Raw genomic sequence first — 18,715 nt, forward strand, 5'->3', positions numbered from 1 at the left:
TTATTAATATTTTAACACAAAAACTAACCAATTAACATCAAATATTATGAATTAATCCAATAGGTGAACTAAACCATAAATTTGATTTTTACTTTATAATAGCAAATGAAGGCCACCTTCTTTTTATCTTTAAGCAATTAACCAAAAGCCCATAAACATTATGCTTATGGGCTTTTTATCTGTTATAGCTCTTTATAATATTAAGTAAAATAAGGCTTTATGTTATTCATAATTAATCAATTATTAAACGCTTGGTTTCATAACCAAAAACACCTTCAATTTTTACTACATAGAATCCTTGGTTTATATTTGAAATATTAAATTCGTGATATTTTTCAAAATTGCCATTAAACCTTGAAATTTCTTTTCCTGTATAATCATAAATGGTGACTGTTTTTACAGATTCATTTAATTGAAAAAATGATTTTGCTGGATTTGGGTATAATACCAAATCTGAAGCAGTTTCAAAATATTGGTTGCTCAATGTTAATGATTTTTGATTTCCATACATTTTAAATGCTCCAGGACTCAAGGTCACAGAAGTTGTAGCACCATTAATTGTTGTATTTCCAGTAGCATCCATTAAATCGTACCAAGTGCCCGTATAGGGGAAATTGGGATTTACATTTTGACTCGTCACAGAAAAATTAGCGATGATTATCACATTTTTAAGGTTTGTATCAGACGTATTTTCATTACCTGTATAAATACTTATTCTAGGTGTTTGCGTTCCTGAACTGATAGAATAATTACCTTCAAAAACAGGCTCGTTAATTTTTAATGCATTTAATCTGGACCAATCACTATAAATTTTATTTCTATTAGCATCTCCCAACCAATTGTTTACCCATTGTGGTTGTGGTTTAGTAGATAATTTACAATCTCCATCATTATTACCATCGTAATCTGTATTAACAACGCCATTATCACAGGTCCAAATAGAATTTTCCATTCCTAAATCGGCGAAATGCCACAACATTTTAGGTCCTGGAATCGGTATGGTTACAGCGCCAAGAGCCGACATTCTTGATAGCGCCGTATTCAAATCCCTCACATTATGTGATGGATTGGTAGTGACACCAAATTGAGTCATTTCATACATAATACGGTCTTTATCATGGCTTTCTGGGTATCCTAAAGTACGTTTTGCTGTAAAACCGTGCGCTGTATTCCCCATTCTGTCAAAATTAATATTTCCAGACTGTCCTTGCGCTAGGTTTTTATAAGGTGTCCACATTTCGCTCCACATCATCACACCTTTTGGAATGGCATCGGTAATTCTGTAATTTGCCCATTGTTGCTCTTCATTGTCCGGACCTAAATGCTCAAAAATAACATAGTGTGTTTCATCTAAACTCCAAGAATAATCTGCATACGCTTTTAATACATCCACACGATCTTGTTGGTATGAATTTGTACAAGTTTCATTTGTAGAGGTACAGTTTTGAGTAAAACCTTTAGTTAAATCCCAACGGAAACCATCAATTTTATATTCTGAAATCCAATGATTTACAACACGTTTTACATAGTTTTGAGTATAAGTGCTTTGATGATTAAAATCTTCACCTACATTATAACTGTGTTTTGCAGTCGTATTGAAATATGGGTTTTCGGTAGATGGACTACCCCAACCGTCTTTATCAGCGTCGCTCATCCACATTCTAACCATGGGATTTCTTCCAAAAGCATGATTTAAAGCAACATCTAAAATAACGGCAATACCATTTTGGTGACATACATCTACCAATTCTTTAAACTTATCTGAGGTTCCATAAAACTTATCAAGCGCCATGTGGAATGATGTATTGTAACCCCAACTTTCATTACCTTCAAATTCCATAATAGGCATCAATTCAATAGCATTGATGTTTAAGTTTTTGAAGTAACTTATTTTATCAATTATATCCTGAAAATTTCTATCGGCATCAAAATCTCTAATAAGCACTTCATAAATAATTAAATCCTCTTTTTTAGGTTTTGAAAAATTTGTGACTTGCCACGAATAATTTGTTTGCCCTGTTTGAAGCACAGTAACTTCACGCTCCTGCCCTATTGGATATGTGGGCAAATTAGGATACGTGGCACTAGGAATATATGGATCATCATAAGGCGATAAAACAAGCGTAGAATAAGGGTCGGCCGTTTTTACCAAACTAGGTGAATTGGAAATAGGGGTTTGATCTACCACCCAATATTGATAGGTTTCAATTTTACCAGATGTTAATCCTGTTAATTCTAACCAAAACTTGTTGCTAGAAGGATCTTTTTTCATGGCGTACCCCGAAGTTGGTTGCCAATTATTGAAACTTCCTGCTACATATATATAATCTTTAAAAGGTGCATTAATAACCAAGGTGGCTTTAGTGGCATCGGTAGCATTGTAATTGATTCCTTCTACTAAGCCTGTAGGAAGTACTTCATATATAACGCTTGGATTAACAACTACTGAAAATTTCTTTACTATGGTTGTAGCATTTTGAGTAATTTCCAATTCATAATTTTGATTGGAAGTAATGTTTGTGTGATTAAATGCGTAATTGGAAGTTGCAGCATTCGTATTTATACTAACGCCATTGGACTTTAAGTTATAACTAGCGTTCCCATTGGTGTTTGTGGCTGTAATGTTTAAGCTGCCACCAGATGCTAATAACGTTGAACTATTTTCAACAGGATTGGTTAAGTTTACTTGAAATGAACCAACTTCAGAATAAATATCTTGACTTTGTCCATTACCAGTTTTCGTTTTTATTAAAAACCCTATGCGTCCAATATTAGTTCTTGCATAGAACGTTGTTGGAACAAACGTGATGCTATAAGTATCTGAGCCAGAATTGTAAGTTAGCTTATTGGCTTCATTAGAACTTCCCCAAGCCCCATTAGTTGGACAATCAAGAGAATTAGCATCATTTAAATCATAAGACCAAGCCCATAAATAAAGTGCATTATCACTTACTCCCCAAGTTGCTTCGTTAATGCTATTTCCATTAAACGTAATAGTGATCGCATCCGTTTCATTAAAAGTTGTTGGATTAACGCTATACGTGACCGTTTGTGAAAGTGCAGATAACGATAAAAATAAGAATACTATAAATGTAATTTTTTTCATGATCTATTTGTTTTTTTTTGACAAAAAAGGCTGATGTAAATCAGCCTTTTTTAATATAATCTAAATAACTTAATTTACCGTATAGGTTCCTTTATTGAAATCTACCGTTATCGTATAGGTGCCAGTTCCAGGAGATGCTACATTGTTTTCATCATCTCTTACAATCATGCCATTATACTTTTTACTTGCTCCCCAATCATTATCCCAAGAGCCTTGTACAGGAAGGAATTTGAATTCATCAGTCGCTACTAATGCTTGACTTAAAGTAAATAACCCTTCAGACACTTTAGTAAAAGCAGGTGCGGTAGCATTATTCCATCCATTAGGTGAGCCTACTAAATATAAGTTTTGAGGCACTTCTAATAATGAATATGTTAAGGTATTAAAATCGATAGTTACCATATAGGTCCCTGCTGTTGCAACTTTAATATTTTGCTCATCATCTTGTACTAAACTGTTAGCTGTAGTTTTACTTTCTCCCCAATCTCCATCCCAAGAGCCTGATACTGGCAGGAGTTTAAACTCTGCATCTGCATCAAAAGCTTGTAATTTTGTAAATACGCCATTTCCTGTGGTGTTAAATTTTTGAGTTGCATCTGCGTTATTCCATCCATTGTGAGCCCCTACCATATATAGGTTATCAATTTTAGCTATTTTAAAACTTAATGTATTAAAGTTTACAATTACCACATAATTACCAGCTTCGGTTATTTTAATGTTTTGTTCTCCATCTTGAAGAATTTTACCTGGGTTTGCAGGATCTTCACCGTAATCATTATCCCAAGAACCAGAAACCGGAATCATTTTAAATTCATCATTAACGCTAAATGCCTGAACTCTTGAAAATATACCGCTTCCATTGTTATAAAATTGTTGCGTAGGGTCGCCATTGTTCCAACCATTGTGTTGACCAACCATGTATAAATTGTCTGGTATTGCAACTTTATAAGCGGTAAGTGAAATGGTTATTTTATCTGAAGTTCTAGTTAATTCACCTGCTGCCGAGTTTACAATAGCCTTAACCCTAAAGTCAAAGCTTGAAGCAACATCTGCTGCGCCACCACTAGCAATAACCAAATCGTTAAGTGCCTCGTGGCTAATTGAAAATGTAGTTTCCGTGGTTGTACCTATCGCTATGGCAGATGCAAAATCTGTTCCAGCAAGAGCCATTTCTACTTCATAATCTATGGTAATATTACTGTTATCACCAATTTCAGGATCATTCCAAGTTAATGTTAACGCAGTTTCACCAGCAGTTGCATCCTGCAAAATAGCTGTAAAGGAATTATCTGGACTTGTTATAATTGGTGCTGTTATGGGGAATTTTGATACTTGAAACAAAATAAAGTTTGAAGGAACACTACCCGCAACAACCCGCATATAAACAGCAGTACTAGTGTACGATTTTATATCTGTAGTATTTAACGATTGATTAAAATCGGCAACCGACATGGTGAAGTTCTTAGCTTCCGTTGTACCTAAAACAATAGGTGTTGTAAAATCGGTATCTGTAGCCATTTCAACTGTGTAAGATGTACTTCCAGTTACATCATCATTCCACGAAATAGTAAAAGCAGGATTATTCGGCAAAGCGAAGTTTAAAAACACAGTGCTAATACCTGGTTCCTGTAAAACAAATGCAGGATCTGCAGATGTTATTATTAAATTGTCCTCGGTTTCACAAGCAGTAAAAATAAATGCAAGTGAAAGAAATAGGAAACTTATTTTTTTTATATATAAATTCATATCTATCTTTTTTAATGATTATAAATTCAATGGAATCAAAATATACCTGCCATCAAGATCGTTAAACCAAACTTCGTAATCGTCTTCAACTACAACAGGAATATTTCCACCATCTAAAGTGGCTTGTCCAGAAAACTCAGTACTTCCAGCCCAAACAGATCCTGTATTGGTTTTGAATTGTAAATTACCTGATTTTAAACGTACGCTATTTAAATACCAGATATGACCATCAAAAGTAGATTTGGTCATAGCTACTGTAGCTGCAATTGAGGATCCTTGAATTTCTATACCCGTAAAATTGCTTGCTCCAGATGCATCAAAAGCAGCCATCGTGTATTTTTTTGTAGAGAAATTAAAGGTAAAGGCATAATAACCACTTGTTGCTACACCAAAGCGTCCAGGATCACCGGTTTGTGTCGCAGGGTTTCCCGCCATATCGCCGGTAGCTTTTATAATATCATCCCCTTCATTTTCTTTAACACCCCATTGTGGTTGCCATGAACCTCTAGATTCAATAATTTTGAACCTTCCTTCATTAAAATCGGCAGTAGCGTTAGCAAAATACCCGGTGTAGTGGTAAAGGTTAGCATTATCTCCATCTCTAAACAATGCTGGGTTGTTACTATTGTTATTCCAACCAGGTGCTGTACCATTTCCTACCAAATAATAATCATTAAAAATATAATTAAAATAAGGATAAACATTAAAACTTATGCTGTTTGAAGGCACTGCTAAACCATTTTCTGTACCTACCGATGAGGTCACTCTTACATATAATTTATTCCATGCAAAAGGAGGTAAACCTACTTTTCCTGAAGCGGAATTCATTTCTGTTACAGAAATTGTTACCATGTTGCCACTACTCACGGTTGTTAAAACTGTAGAATTCGTAAATAATTCATCGGAAGCGACCTCAACCTGATATGAAACAGGGACTTGTTGTCCATAATCTGCTTCCGTCCAATTGAAGGTAACTGCTGGGTTATTTATGTTTACAGCATCAAGTTCGATATCTGTAATTGGTAAATCGGACAGAACAATAGGATCTGTATCAGAAACTATAAATTTCTCATTATCATCCGTACAAGAACTACCCAGCATTAATACAAATGCTGATAGCATTGATATAAATATGTTTTTTAAATTTTTCATTTTTATCTATTTTTTATTAATACCCTGGGTTTTGATTTAAATTCGGGTTAGCCTGTAAAGCAGATGATGGAATAGGAAATAAGTTATAATATGATGGAATAGATGTTCCATCTTTAACACCACCTTTCCATGGCCATAAATAAGACCCGCCAGTAAACTTGCCAAAACGAATCAAATCGGTTCGTCTGTGCCCTTCTAGGTTAAGCTCGCGCGCACGTTCATCCAATATAAAATTTAATGTTAAATCAGATTGACTTATGCTGGTAGCATTAGACCGTTCTCTAACGTCATTCACATAATCTTCTGCTATACCCATATCTGTTCCGGCAGCATTTCTAATGGCGCATTCTGCATACATTAAGTAAGCGTCTGCAAGTCTGAACAAAGGAAAATCTGTACTCGCAAAACTAGAAGGCAAAGAGGTTCCTGTTAAATTTGTATTTCTAAATTTAATTGATGGATAACCATCTGTCCATTCTCTATAATCATTCATTTCATAATTGTGCCCACTAATCCAAAACAAACTGGCCCTAACATCTGGAGAGGTACTTAAATTTCCATAAAGACCGTACCAAGCTTTAGAAGATCTATGACCACCCCAACCTTCAGTTGCCCCAAATTGAGATAGTGGCATCGTATCCGAATTTAAACTACCATTAATTATATAGGTAGTATTTCCAAAACTTTGACTTACTTGTGCATCGGCTATTAAAGGAAAAATGATTTCAGTTGATGTATTATTATCCGCTGAAAATAGGCCAACAAAATTTGTATCTAAACTATAAGGCCCTTCAGTAATTACTTTATTAGCGTAAGTTGCAGCTTCAGCATATTTTGCGGTGCCGGTATACACTTCAGCATTTAAATATAATTTTGCCAAAAGCATTTGAGCAGCACCTTTAGTTGCCCGTCCATAAGTATTTGTATTTGGTAATAATGGTTCAATAGCTAATAATTCAGATTCAACAAAGTCGAATAATTCTTGACGTGAAGCTTCTGGTAAGGGATCGGTTTGTCCAAAATTTTCTTCGGTTGCCAAAACGCCTTTTCCAAATACATCAATTAAATAGTAGTTAGCCAAAGCCCTGATAAATCTAACTTCCGAAATAATAACATCTTTATTCTCAACCTCCACGTTAGGCAATATAGAAAGTAAGTTATTACATTGTGGAATAGTAAAGAATATTCTGTTGTATAGATATCTAAAGAATTTATTATCTGGCGTCCAGTCGCTAGTAGTCGTTAATTGGTCTAACCCATTATCTCCCCAACGATTCTTCATAGCATCAGCCGAAAAATCCTGTAGGTTTATAATTCCTCTAAGGAATGGAGATTCACCTGCGTCGTCACTAATATCTGAACTACCTGATCCATCGGCACCTGAAAGCGCAAATGAACCATATAGTCTTGACAAAATACCTTCAACTGCCTGTGGGTCTTGTGCCAAAAGCTCATCTAGCGATAGTTCTGTTATTGGCTTTGTATCTAGATCTGCTGTACAACTAACATTAGCAGTAAAGATTACTATCAAACCAAATAGTAATTTTAAAATTTTATTTTTCATAATTTCCATAGTTTAAAAATCAATGTTTACACCTAAGTTATATATCGTTGCTCTCGGATAAAAGTTGTTGTCAATTCCTGAGAAATTTTCAGGATCCTGTCCTGAGTAATTTGTAATTAAGAATGGATTGTTAACCGCCCCATATATTTTTAATGATGCTTTTTTTATAACGTTGTTTAATGTATGCCCAATTACAATATTCTCGCAACGTAAGAAAGATGCGTTTTCTAAAAAGTAATCTGAATATTGAACTGGATCTACAATATCTGTAAACACTAGGTTTGCTTCGCCTGTATAGAAATTTAGAGTGTTATTAAATGAGTTACCATCAAGCGACAATGCATTTTCTATAGCACCGTGGGTCAATCTTCTTGAGTTATAAATTTTACCATCGAACTGTCCTCTGAAACTAGCACTAAAATCCCAGTTTTTATAATTCATGTTGAAACCAAATCCGAAAGTCCAATTAGGTTGAATGGGTTCATAATATCTATCAGCTTCGGTAATTCTGCCATCGTCATTCAAATCTACGAACGATCCTAGAACAGGGTTTCCGCTAGCATCATACACTTGTTTAAGTACCCATGCAGATCCGGCTTGTTGCCCTAAAGCATGTCTCAATAAAATATTTCCTGTTCCAAAAGCTAATCCACCATCTTTTGCATTAATTTGTTCAGCGCCTTTCAAATCGGTAACTTCTGTATAGTTATATGATAAATTTCCGTTTAGTGATAAGTTGAAATTATCATTTTTAACAGGATTTAAGTTTAGGTTTAACTCAAAACCTTTACTATCTGTCGCACCTACATTTTGAATTACTTGATCGCTCAACGCCTGACCTGGTGGAACATTAGTAAGCACTAGTAAATCTGTGGTTTCTCTTTTAAAAATATCAAAAGATCCTGAAACAAAATTGTTTTTAAAGAAGTCGAAATCAACACCCGCATTATAGGTGGTTGTTTTTTCCCAAGTTAAATCTGGATTAAATTCTTTTGCATTGTATAAATTTACACCACTAATGTATTGACTTTGTGGTGAACCTATTTCAAATAAAGGAATTGAAGGATAAAAACCTACCTGACCAGAAATATCTTGTTGTCCAGTTTCCCCCCAACCTATTCTTATTTTAAAGTCGTTTACAAAGTTAACTTCTTTTAAAAAGCTCTCTTCTTTAAGTTTCCAAGCTAAAGCGGCCGATGGAAAGTAGCCCCAACGATTTTCTTCTGTAAAAAATGAAGAAGCATCTGCTCTAAATGAAGCTGTTAATAAGTATTTATTAGCTAAATTAATATTGGCACGTCCAAAAAACGACTGCAAGTTAAGTTCGTTAAAATATCTATTATTAACATTAAGAGGGTCTATATTTGGTATTCTTATCCCACTTACCGGATCGGTTATATATTCGTCTTTATTACCATCATTCTTAAAATTCTGATAAGAATAACCTCCTTGAACATCAAAATTATTGATAAAATGGTTCTCCAATTCTTTGCGGTAAACCAAATAAGTATCCATGGTGGTATTGGTAACATGTTGTCTTTCACCAAAACTTTTTCCATCATTGAAAATATAAGTGCCATTTGGAACACTTGTATCAGGCACACGGGTATAAGCGTTAATCGCATTTTCAGAATAAGCTTCTTCAATTTCTGCTCTTGAAGCTTCAAGACCTAAATTTACTACGGCACGTAATTCTGGTAAAAAATGGAACTTGTAGTCCAATTCTACATTACCTAATATACGGTTTACCTTTTCAGGGCGAGTTCTTTGAAGTAACACACCTAAAGGGTTACCCGCACCAATTTTTGCATTGGGATCATTTGGATTATCAGATGCCTGTAACTGTTGATAAAAGCCTCCAAAAATAGAATTAGCATCGTAAATAGGTTTTGTTGGATCCATTGAAATAGCACCTCCTAAGGCAGCTCCTTCATCTATAGAATTTTTATCTACGATAGTTCCTTTAGCATTAATATCTATTTTTAAATGATCATCAAACAATTTTGGTGATAATCTTAAAGAAGCAGTAATTCTTTCGTAATCATTTGTTTTAACCACGCCTTCTGTATTGTTATAACCTATAGAACCTCTAAAAGGAATTTTTTTCAATAAATTGGCACTAGCTCCAAAATTATAATCTTTTGTAACAGCCGTTCTATAAATAACATCTTGCCAATCTGTATTATATATGGCTCTATCTCCATTTGGCGTACTTATTATTTGCGAAACTGCTTGTGATGTTTGTACACTACCCACCGGCACACCCAAAGCATCCAAATTATTTGGAAAGTACGTTTGGGCAAATCTTACAAACTCATCGCCATTCATTACCTGAACTTGCTGGTTGCTACTAACATTGCTTAATGAAGTTCTAGCTGAAAAATTAAATTTAGCTTCACCAGATGTTCCTTTTTTGGTAGTAATTATCAATACACCATTTGATGCCCTAGAACCATAAATAGCTGTTGCAGAGGCATCTTTAAGAACACTAAAGCTCTCAATATCGTTAGGGTTTATAAGGCTTAATGGGTTGCCTACCCCAGCAATACCTCCATTATCTAAGGGCACACCATCAATTACGATTAAAGGTGCATTATTTCCTGAAAGTGAAGAACCTCCTCTAATTCTAATATTAGGAGCTGCATCGGGTTGACCTCCTGCAGTAGTTATTCTTACACCTCCTGCTTTACCTTGAAGTAATTGATCGGGAGAAACTACGGCACCTCGATTAAAATCTTTTGAAGATATTACATTAACAGAACCTGTTAAGTCTTCTTTTTTCACTGTTCCGTATCCAATTACAACAATCTCATCTAACTGAGCTGCATCTTCTTTTAACTGTACGTTTAAAGTACTTTGCCCATTATAGGTAATCTCCATAGGTAAGTAACCTAAATAAGAAAATGATAATACATCTCCTTTTTTAACCTGTATTTGATATTGTCCGTCAAAATCGGTCGCTGTTCCTGTGGTGGTGCCTTTAATAACAACATTAACTCCTGGCAGCGGAATTGAAGTTGCTTGTTCTGTTACTGTTCCTGTTATGGTGTTTTGCCCAAACATAAAAGCAGGGGCAAAAAACAGGAGAAACAGTACACTATTAATAGTTGTTTTCATATAATTTTGTTAAATTAATCTGTAAATTAGTTTCGTTATATTTTCACTTCTCGATGTTAAAATTATGCAAATTTTGTGTAAAGAAATAATCTGATATTACGAAATAAACAACGAAAACGTTTTCGTGTTGACAACTTTTCATAAAAACGACCATATTTTATTAAATACATAAAATTAACGGAATTACGAAAACGTTTGAGATTTTAAAGAATACAAAAATTGATGTCTAGAATTTTTCCTTATTGCTTTGAATTATAACCTTTTTATAAATAAAGATTTTTATATTTATGCACTCTTCACCAACGACTACTTTTTATAATGAAACGAAAAATAACCTTAAAACAAATTGCAAAAGAATTGGATGTCTCAATTTCAACAGTTTCTAAAGCCTTAAGTGGTAGCAAAGAAATTAGTGAAGATACCACTCAAAAAATTCAAGCATTTGCAAAACTCTATAACTACAGACCTAATAACATAGCCTTAAGCTTAAAAAACAGGAAAACAAAAACCATTGGAATTATTATTCCAGAAATTGTGCACCATTTTTTTTCTACCGTTATTAGAGGTATTGAATTGGTTGCCAACAAACGTGGATACAACGTTATTGTAGGGCTTTCAAACGAATCGTTCACCAAAGAAATCATAAACATGGAAATGCTCGCTGGTGGTAGTATTGATGGGTTTATTTTATCTATTTCAAAAGAAACATTACTGAAACAAGATTATCACCATTTTAATGCCACTATCAACCAAGGCATGCCCATTGTTTTATTTGATAGAGTGGTGAATGAAGTAGATTGTGACAAAGTTATTGTTGATGATTTTAAAGGCTCATTAAAAGCCGTAAACAAATTACTATCAACGGGTTGCAAAAACATAGGGCTCATTACCACTATGGATTATGTAAGTGTTGGAAGACTTAGAACTCAAGGATATTTAGAAGCTTTGGAGGATGGTAAAATAAATGCTGATGCAAACTTAATTTTGAAAATTGATGATAGTCTAGACGTTGAAGGCCATTTAGATGTCTTGGAAAATGAAATTGAAAAATTCTTTAAAAGCAACAAAAAAATAGACGGTGTTTTTGCCGTTAACGAATTATACGCTGTAACTGCCATGAAAGTAGCTCGTAAACTTGGGTTTAAAATTCCAGACGATATTCAAGTGATTGGTTTTACAGACGGTGTTTTATCAAAACATGCCACGCCTAGCTTAACAACCGTTAGCCAACACGGACAAAAAATAGGTGAAAAAGCGGCCGATTTATTAATTGATAGATTAGAACTTGAAGAAAGCGAAAGCATTGATTATATTGAGGAAACAGAGCGCAATGAAAACTTCAAAACAGTTATAATTGAAACCGAACTTATTGAAAGGGACTCTACTAAATAAAATTTTTATTTAGGTTGAATTAAAAACTTTTATATCTTTGCTGAAATCAAAACTTATATTTTCACTTCTCACGAATAAGTTTTGATAAGTTTACCGCTTATCAAATAGTATTAATTTTAACATACTATTTAATGGAAAAGCGTAAGTTAAGTTTCTGGGAAATTTGGAACATGAGTTTCGGATTCTTGGGAATACAAATGGGTTTCGCCCTACAAAATGCCAACGCAAGTAGAATTCTTCAAATCTTTGGAGCCGATGTTCATGAACTATCATGGTTTTGGATAATTGCGCCCTTAATGGGTTTAATTGTTCAACCTATTATAGGCTATTATAGTGATAAAACTTGGGGTCGTTTTGGAAGAAGAAAGCCTTATTTTTTAATTGGTGCTATTTTAGCTTCTATTGGTTTGGTTTTAATGCCACAGGCAGATATTTTTATTGCCTTTTTACCCGCACTTTGGGTAGGTGCTGGCATGCTCATGATTATGGATGCCTCTTTTAACATTGCCATGGAACCCTTTCGTGCTTTGGTGGGTGATAATCTTCGTACAGACCAACGGACACTAGGCTTTAGCGTACAAACAGCTTTAATAGGTTTTGGTGCCGTTATTGGCTCATGGTTACCTTATGCTTTACACAATTGGTTTGGAGTATCAAACGAAACTTCCGCAGGCATAGTACCAACCAACTTAATTCTATCTTTTATTATTGGTGCGGTAATTTTAATCATTTCGATTTTGGTAACCATTGTTGGAACTAAAGAATACTCGCCAGCCGAATTAGCTAGTTTTGAAAATGACCATGCTCATACAGATATTTCTAATATTGATGAAACAGAAAAATCAAGTTTATTAGATATTTTTGAAGACTTTAAAAAAATGCCATCTACCATGCGCCAATTAAGTTGGGTGCAATTCTTTTCTTGGTTTGGTCTTTTTGGTATGTGGGTTTTTGCAACTCCTGCCATAGCGCAACATATTTATGGATTGCCTTATACAGATAGCAGTAGCATGATGTATCAAGATGCAGGTGATTGGATAGGCATTCTATTTGGCGTCTACAATTTGGTATCTGCATTTTATGCGTTTGCATTGCCTTATATCGCTAAAAAATTAGGCAGAAAACGTACCCATGCTACATCTTTGGTTATTGGTGGTTTAGGCTTACTCTCCATTTATATTATGCCAGACAAAAACTGGTTGATAGTTTCAATGGTAGGCGTTGGTATCGCTTGGGCTAGCATTCTAGCCATGCCTTATGCTATTTTAGCAGGTTCTATTTCACCTAAAAAAATGGGAGTTTATATGGGAATTTTCAATTTTTTTATAGTAATCCCACAAATAATTAATGCGCTAATAGGTGGCCCATTAGTTAAATACGCTTATGGTAACCAGGCCATTTTCGCATTACTAACAAGTGGCGTTAGTTTTTTAATAGCTGCCATGTTAGTATCAAAAGTAAAAGATGTTGACGACGTAATAAAATCATAATTAATGAATACAATAGGAGTAATATTCGATTTAGACGGTGTTATTGTAGACACAGCAAAATATCATTATCTGGCATGGAAAAAACTTGCCGATGCTTTGGGTTTTGAATTTACCGAAGCCAATAACGAATTGCTGAAAGGTGTAAGTAGAGTTCGATCTTTAGAAATTTTGCTAGGTATTGGTAAGGTTACCGTATCGGAAACCGAAAAACAAAAAATGCTTATCAGTAAAAATGAAGATTATTTGGGCTACATCACAAAAATGAATGCCAATGAAATTTTACCAGGAGCTGAAAAACTATTAAACACTCTAGATGCTTTAGGTATTCATTATGTGCTAGGATCTGCTAGTAAAAATGCCGAATTAATTTTAAAGCAAGTAAACTTATACCATCGTTTTTATGGCATTGTTGATGGTAATGATGTTTCAAAAGCAAAACCAGACCCCGAAGTGTTTTTAATAGGTGCAAAAAAACTAAACCTATCGCCAGAAAAATGTATTGTTTTTGAAGATGCCATTGCTGGTGTGGAAGCTGCTAATATCGCTGGAATGACTTCCGTTGGTATTGGCGATAAAGAAACGCTTAAAGCTGCCGATTTCAACTTCAATAACTTAACAGAAATACCTGAAGATTTCTTTAGCAAATTCAGTATTTAAAAAAAGATTATAAAATGAATCAAGATTATATCATACCAAATAATTGGTCAGTTATAGAAGAAGGTTTTGATGCGTCGCGCGTTGAATCTTCCGAAAGTCTTTTTAGTATCGGTAATGGTGCCATGGGGCAACGTGCCAATTTTGAAGAGCACTATTCTGGAAAAACGTTTCAGGGTAGTTATATTGCTGGGGTTTACTACCCAGACAAAACCCGTGTAGGTTGGTGGAAAAACGGTTATCCGGAGTATTTTGCCAAAGTACTAAACGCACCTAGTTGGATAGGTATTAACGTAACGGTAAATGGCGAAGCTCTCGATTTGTTTACCTGTAAAAAAGTGGGAAATTTCAGAAGGGAACTTAATATGAAAGAAGGATGGTTGTCTAGAAGTTTTTCAGCAACACTTCAGAATAATATTGAGATTGAAGTTGAAGCAATACGCTTTCTAAGTTTAGAACTCGATGAAGTTGGCGCCATTCAATACAGTGTAAAACCCGTAAACAATGATGCTACCATCATTTTTCAACCCTACTTAAGTAGTGCCATAACCAATAAAGACACTAATTGGGATGATAAATTTTGGAATACCTTGGATGTGAATCTCGAAAACCGTCAGGCTTTCATTCAAGCTAAAACCATGAAAACGGAGTTTCATACGTGTACGTTCATGGAGTCTCAACTATTTTTAAATGATAAAGCTTTATCTATACAACCCGTTTCAGAAAAAACTGAAAATTTTGTATCTTTTACCTATTCACAAGAAGTAAAAAAAGGAGACATATTAAGCATTCACAAATTTGGTGGTTATACTGTGGATAGATACCACGATAAAACCGAATTAGTTTCAGCTGCAAAAAAAGCTTTAAAAAAAGCTACCGATTTAGGCTTTCATGACTTATTGCAAACCCAAAAACAAGCTTGGGCAAACATTTGGGACATGGCAGACATCACTATTGAAGGGGACGTAAAAGCACAACAAGGGATTCGTTTTAATATTTTTCAGTTGAATCAAACCTATCTAGGAAAAGATTCGCGTTTAAATATTGGTCCAAAAGGTTTTACAGGTGAAAAATATGGAGGAAGCACTTATTGGGATACCGAAGCCTATTGCATCCCTTTTTACATGGCAACTAAAGACCAACACGTTGCTAAAAGTCTTTTAGAATACCGTTACAATCATTTAGAAAAAGCTATTGAAAATGCTGAAAAATTAGGTTTTAAAAATGGTGCTGCTTTGTACCCCATGGTCACCATGAACGGGGAGGAAAGCCATAATGAATGGGAAATTACCTTTGAGGAAATCCATAGAAATGGTGCCATAGCATTTGCGATTTACAATTACTTCCGTTTTACTGGCGATTACAGTTATATTCCAGAAAAAGGTTTGGAAGTTTTGATAGGAATTGCTCGTTTTTGGGAACAACGTGCTACGTTTTCGACCGATAAAAACAAATATGTAATTTTAGGGGTTACCGGACCAAATGAGTATGAAAACAATATCAACAATAATTTTTATACTAATTATTTAGCAAAATGGTGTATTAATTATGCATTGGAAAATATAACTAAAATTGAATCGGAGTATCCATCAGATTACACCCGAATCATGAATAAAACAAAATTATCTAAAGCTGAAATAACGCAATGGAAAGCCGTTGCAGATGGGATGTATTTCCCCTATTCAGAAAAGCATCAAGTATATTTACAACAAGATGGTTTTTTAGATAAAGAATTAATAACGGTAGCCAATTTAGCGCCTTCACAACGCCCCATCAATCAAAAATGGAGTTGGGACAGAATTTTACGTTCACCGTATATAAAACAAGCCGACACCTTACAAGGTCTGTACTTTTTTGAAGACCAATTTACAACTGAAGAATTAGAACGCCATTTCGATTTTTATGAACCTTTTACAGTTCATGAAAGCTCGTTATCGCCTTGTGTACACAGCATTCAAGCGGCAAAATTGGGCAGAATGGAACAAGCTTACACCTTCTATTTAAGAACCTCTCGTTTAGATTTGGATGATTACAACCATGAAGTTCATGAAGGGTTGCACATTACTTCCATGGCAGGAACTTGGATGAGCATTGTTGAAGGTTTTGGTGGTATGCGTGTTATAAATAATAAATTAACATTCAATCCGCAAATACCTAAAAAATGGAAAACCTATTCATTTAAAATTAATTTTAGAAACCATATTTTAAAGGTTACAGTAACTCAAAAATATACCACTTTTGAATTGGAAACTGATACCGAATTGGAAATTAATGTTGATAACAAAACGATACAGCTTCAAAAAAAACGATTGATAGCCATTTAATAATTTAACATATAAATCGTATTTTTAAATCAATAAAAACTAAAAAAATGAAATCATTCTTAAGTATTCTAACCGTTTTGCTTCTTGCTTTTCATGGCGTTTTTGCACAAGAATTAAAATCACCAAATGGTGAATTAACCATGCAATTTTCGCTTAAAAGTGATGGCACACCAACTTATCAATTGCATTTCAAAAGCAACCCTGTTATAAAAACCAGCAATTTAGGTTTAGAACTGAAAAATGATAAAAAGTCGTTATTGGATGATTTTACAATTTCAAACACAGAAACTAGCACTTTTGATGACACTTGGAAACCAGTTTGGGGTGAAGTAAAAACCATAAGAAACCATTACAATGAACTGGCGGTGACCTTAAAACAGAAAGAAACCGATAGAATTTTGATAATTCGTTTTAGATTATTTGATGAAGGACTAGGATTCAGATACGAATTTCCAACACAAAAAAACTTGGTCTATTTTGTAATTAAAGAAGAAAAAACCCAGTTTGCTATGACTGGCGACCATACGGCTTTTTGGATTCCAGGAGATTATGATACACAGGAATATGATTTTACAGAATCTAAATTATCTGAAATCCGAGGAAAGTTTGATGCTGCTGTTACATCAAATGCGTCTCAACAACAATTTTCAAAAACAGGCGTACAAACGGCGTTAATGATGAAAACCAATGAAGGCTTGTACATAAACCTTCACGAAGCGGCTTTAATCAATTATTCGTGTATGCATCTTAATTTAGATGATAAAAACATGATTTTTGAGTCGTGGTTAACACCAGATGCCATTGGCGATAAAGGCTATATGCAAGCACCTTGCAACTCACCTTGGAGAACGATTATGGTAAGCGATGATGCACGCGATATATTAGCTTCAAAAATGACATTAAACTTAAATGAGCCTTGTAAAATTAAGGACACTTCGTGGATTAAACCCGTAAAATACATGGGCGTTTGGTGGGAAATGATTACTGGAAAAAGCTCATGGGCATACACCAACGAATTACAAGCAGTACAACTAGGAGTTACCGATTATTCAAAAGTAAAACCCAATACTACGCACGCTGCAAATACTACCAAAGTGAAACGTTATATCGATTTTGCTTCAGAAAATGGTTTTGATGCCCTTTTGGTTGAAGGTTGGAATGAAGGTTGGGAAGATTGGTTTGGAAAATCTAAAGACTATGTTTTTGATTTTGTAACGCCCTACCCCGATTTTGATGTGGAGGCGATTCATGAATACGCAAAATCCAAAGGGATTAAAATGATGATGCATCATGAAACATCTGGGTCTGTTCGAAATTATGAACGCCACATGGATAAAGCATATCAATTTATGAAAGACCATGGCTATGATGCTGTAAAAAGTGGTTATGTGGGCGATATTTTACCAAACGGTGAAAACCATTACAATCAATGGGTTAATAATCATTACCAATATGCTATTGAAAAAGCGGCCGATTATAAAATTATGGTGAATGCTCATGAAGCGGTTCGTCCTACTGGAATTAGCAGAACGTACCCTAATTTAATTGGAAACGAATCAGCTCGTGGCACCGAGTATCAAGCGTTTGGTGGTTCTAATCCCAACCATGTGACCATCTTGCCATTTACACGATTAATTGGTGGCCCTATGGATTATACACCTGGAATTTTCGAAATGAATATTAGTAAATTCAGTCCTAATAATAATTCACATGTAAATAGCACACTAGCAAATCAATTAGCATTATATGTTACCATGTACAGTCCGTTACAAATGGCTGCCGATTTACCCGAACACTACGAACAATTTATGGATGCATTTCAATTTATAAAAGATGTGGCCATAGATTGGGACGACAGTGTTTATTTAGAAGCAGAACCGGGCGATTATATTACGGTAGCTAGAAAAGCAAAAGGCACTAACAATTGGTTTATTGGGAATGTGAATGGGAATGAAACAAGAACATCCAATTTAACATTCAATTTCTTGGAAAAAGGCAAAAAATATATGGCTACTATTTATGCCGATGCTAAAGATGCTGACTATAAAACGAATCCACAAGCCTATACTATTAAATCTAAAAAGATAACAAGTAAATCTAAACTATCACAAACCTCTGTTCCTGCGGGCGGATTTGCGATTAGTATTATAGAAATTAAATAATCAAACAA

Annotated in this window: 10 protein-coding genes; 5 read left to right on the top strand and 5 right to left on the bottom strand. The window is 34.6% G+C overall.

Annotated elements, in window-relative coordinates; genetic code table 11:
- Nucleotides 1-232 precede the first annotated feature (232 nt).
- From EV196_RS06075 to EV196_RS06095, 5 genes are all read right to left on the bottom strand, one after another.
- On the bottom strand, nt 233-3,106 hold the full coding sequence (locus EV196_RS06075) for an alpha-amylase family glycosyl hydrolase (RefSeq protein WP_132216157.1): 2,874 nt from the start codon (nt 3,104-3,106) through the stop codon (nt 233-235).
- A gap of 69 nt (nt 3,107-3,175) precedes the next feature.
- On the bottom strand, nt 3,176-4,852 hold the full coding sequence (locus EV196_RS06080) for a SusE domain-containing protein (RefSeq protein ID WP_132216160.1): 1,677 nt from the start codon (nt 4,850-4,852) through the stop codon (nt 3,176-3,178).
- 18 nt (nt 4,853-4,870) lie between these two features.
- Complete coding sequence (locus EV196_RS06085; RefSeq protein ID WP_132216163.1) at nt 4,871-6,004, bottom strand: SusE domain-containing protein; 1,134 nt, start codon at nt 6,002-6,004, stop codon at nt 4,871-4,873.
- A gap of 16 nt (nt 6,005-6,020) precedes the next feature.
- The gene (locus EV196_RS06090) at nt 6,021-7,568 is read right to left on the bottom strand and encodes a RagB/SusD family nutrient uptake outer membrane protein (protein ID WP_165876111.1); all 1,548 of its coding nucleotides are present in this window, start codon (nt 7,566-7,568) and stop codon (nt 6,021-6,023) included.
- 12 nt (nt 7,569-7,580) lie between these two features.
- Complete coding sequence (locus EV196_RS06095; RefSeq protein ID WP_132216169.1) at nt 7,581-10,685, bottom strand: SusC/RagA family TonB-linked outer membrane protein; 3,105 nt, start codon at nt 10,683-10,685, stop codon at nt 7,581-7,583.
- A 318-nt stretch (nt 10,686-11,003) separates the two neighbouring features.
- Between EV196_RS06095 and EV196_RS06100 the strand changes: the two genes are divergently transcribed.
- From EV196_RS06100 to EV196_RS06120, 5 genes are all read left to right on the top strand, one after another.
- Nucleotides 11,004-12,077 (top strand): LacI family DNA-binding transcriptional regulator, encoded by a 1,074-nt coding sequence (locus EV196_RS06100; protein ID WP_132216172.1) that lies wholly within the window; start codon nt 11,004-11,006, stop codon nt 12,075-12,077.
- Between the two features lie 131 nt (nt 12,078-12,208).
- The gene (locus EV196_RS06105) at nt 12,209-13,567 is read left to right on the top strand and encodes an MFS transporter (protein WP_132216175.1); all 1,359 of its coding nucleotides are present in this window, start codon (nt 12,209-12,211) and stop codon (nt 13,565-13,567) included.
- A gap of 3 nt (nt 13,568-13,570) precedes the next feature.
- Nucleotides 13,571-14,224, top strand: coding sequence for a beta-phosphoglucomutase (gene pgmB, locus EV196_RS06110; protein ID WP_132216178.1), 654 nt, complete (start codon nt 13,571-13,573; stop codon nt 14,222-14,224).
- A 14-nt stretch (nt 14,225-14,238) separates the two neighbouring features.
- Nucleotides 14,239-16,545: a glycoside hydrolase family 65 protein gene (locus EV196_RS06115; RefSeq protein WP_132216181.1), complete on the top strand. Its 2,307-nt coding sequence runs from the start codon at nt 14,239-14,241 to the stop codon at nt 16,543-16,545.
- A gap of 47 nt (nt 16,546-16,592) precedes the next feature.
- The gene (locus EV196_RS06120; RefSeq protein ID WP_132216184.1) at nt 16,593-18,707 is read left to right on the top strand and encodes a glycoside hydrolase family 97 protein; all 2,115 of its coding nucleotides are present in this window, start codon (nt 16,593-16,595) and stop codon (nt 18,705-18,707) included.
- Nucleotides 18,708-18,715 lie beyond the last annotated feature (8 nt).

The sequence above is a fragment of the Mariniflexile fucanivorans genome, from assembly GCF_004341235.1.
Taxonomy (GTDB): Bacteria; Bacteroidota; Bacteroidia; order Flavobacteriales; family Flavobacteriaceae; genus Mariniflexile; species Mariniflexile fucanivorans.

Bases quoted from the DNA above. Each gene is read 5' to 3' on its own strand.
- EV196_RS06090 (WP_165876111.1), bottom strand. From the start codon at position 7,568: ATGAAAAATAAAATTTTAAAATTACTATTTGGTTTGATAGTAATCTTT.
- EV196_RS06100 (WP_132216172.1), top strand. From the start codon at position 11,004: ATGAAACGAAAAATAACCTTAAAACAAATTGCAAAAGAATTGGATGTC.
- EV196_RS06085 (WP_132216163.1), bottom strand. From the start codon at position 6,004: ATGAAAAATTTAAAAAACATATTTATATCAATGCTATCAGCATTTGTA.
- EV196_RS06075 (WP_132216157.1), bottom strand. From the start codon at position 3,106: ATGAAAAAAATTACATTTATAGTATTCTTATTTTTATCGTTATCTGCA.
- EV196_RS06105 (WP_132216175.1), top strand. From the start codon at position 12,209: ATGGAAAAGCGTAAGTTAAGTTTCTGGGAAATTTGGAACATGAGTTTC.
- EV196_RS06080 (WP_132216160.1), bottom strand. From the start codon at position 4,852: ATGAATTTATATATAAAAAAAATAAGTTTCCTATTTCTTTCACTTGCA.
- EV196_RS06120 (WP_132216184.1), top strand. From the start codon at position 16,593: ATGAAATCATTCTTAAGTATTCTAACCGTTTTGCTTCTTGCTTTTCAT.
- EV196_RS06095 (WP_132216169.1), bottom strand. From the start codon at position 10,685: ATGAAAACAACTATTAATAGTGTACTGTTTCTCCTGTTTTTTGCCCCT.
- pgmB (WP_132216178.1), top strand. From the start codon at position 13,571: ATGAATACAATAGGAGTAATATTCGATTTAGACGGTGTTATTGTAGAC.
- EV196_RS06115 (WP_132216181.1), top strand. From the start codon at position 14,239: ATGAATCAAGATTATATCATACCAAATAATTGGTCAGTTATAGAAGAA.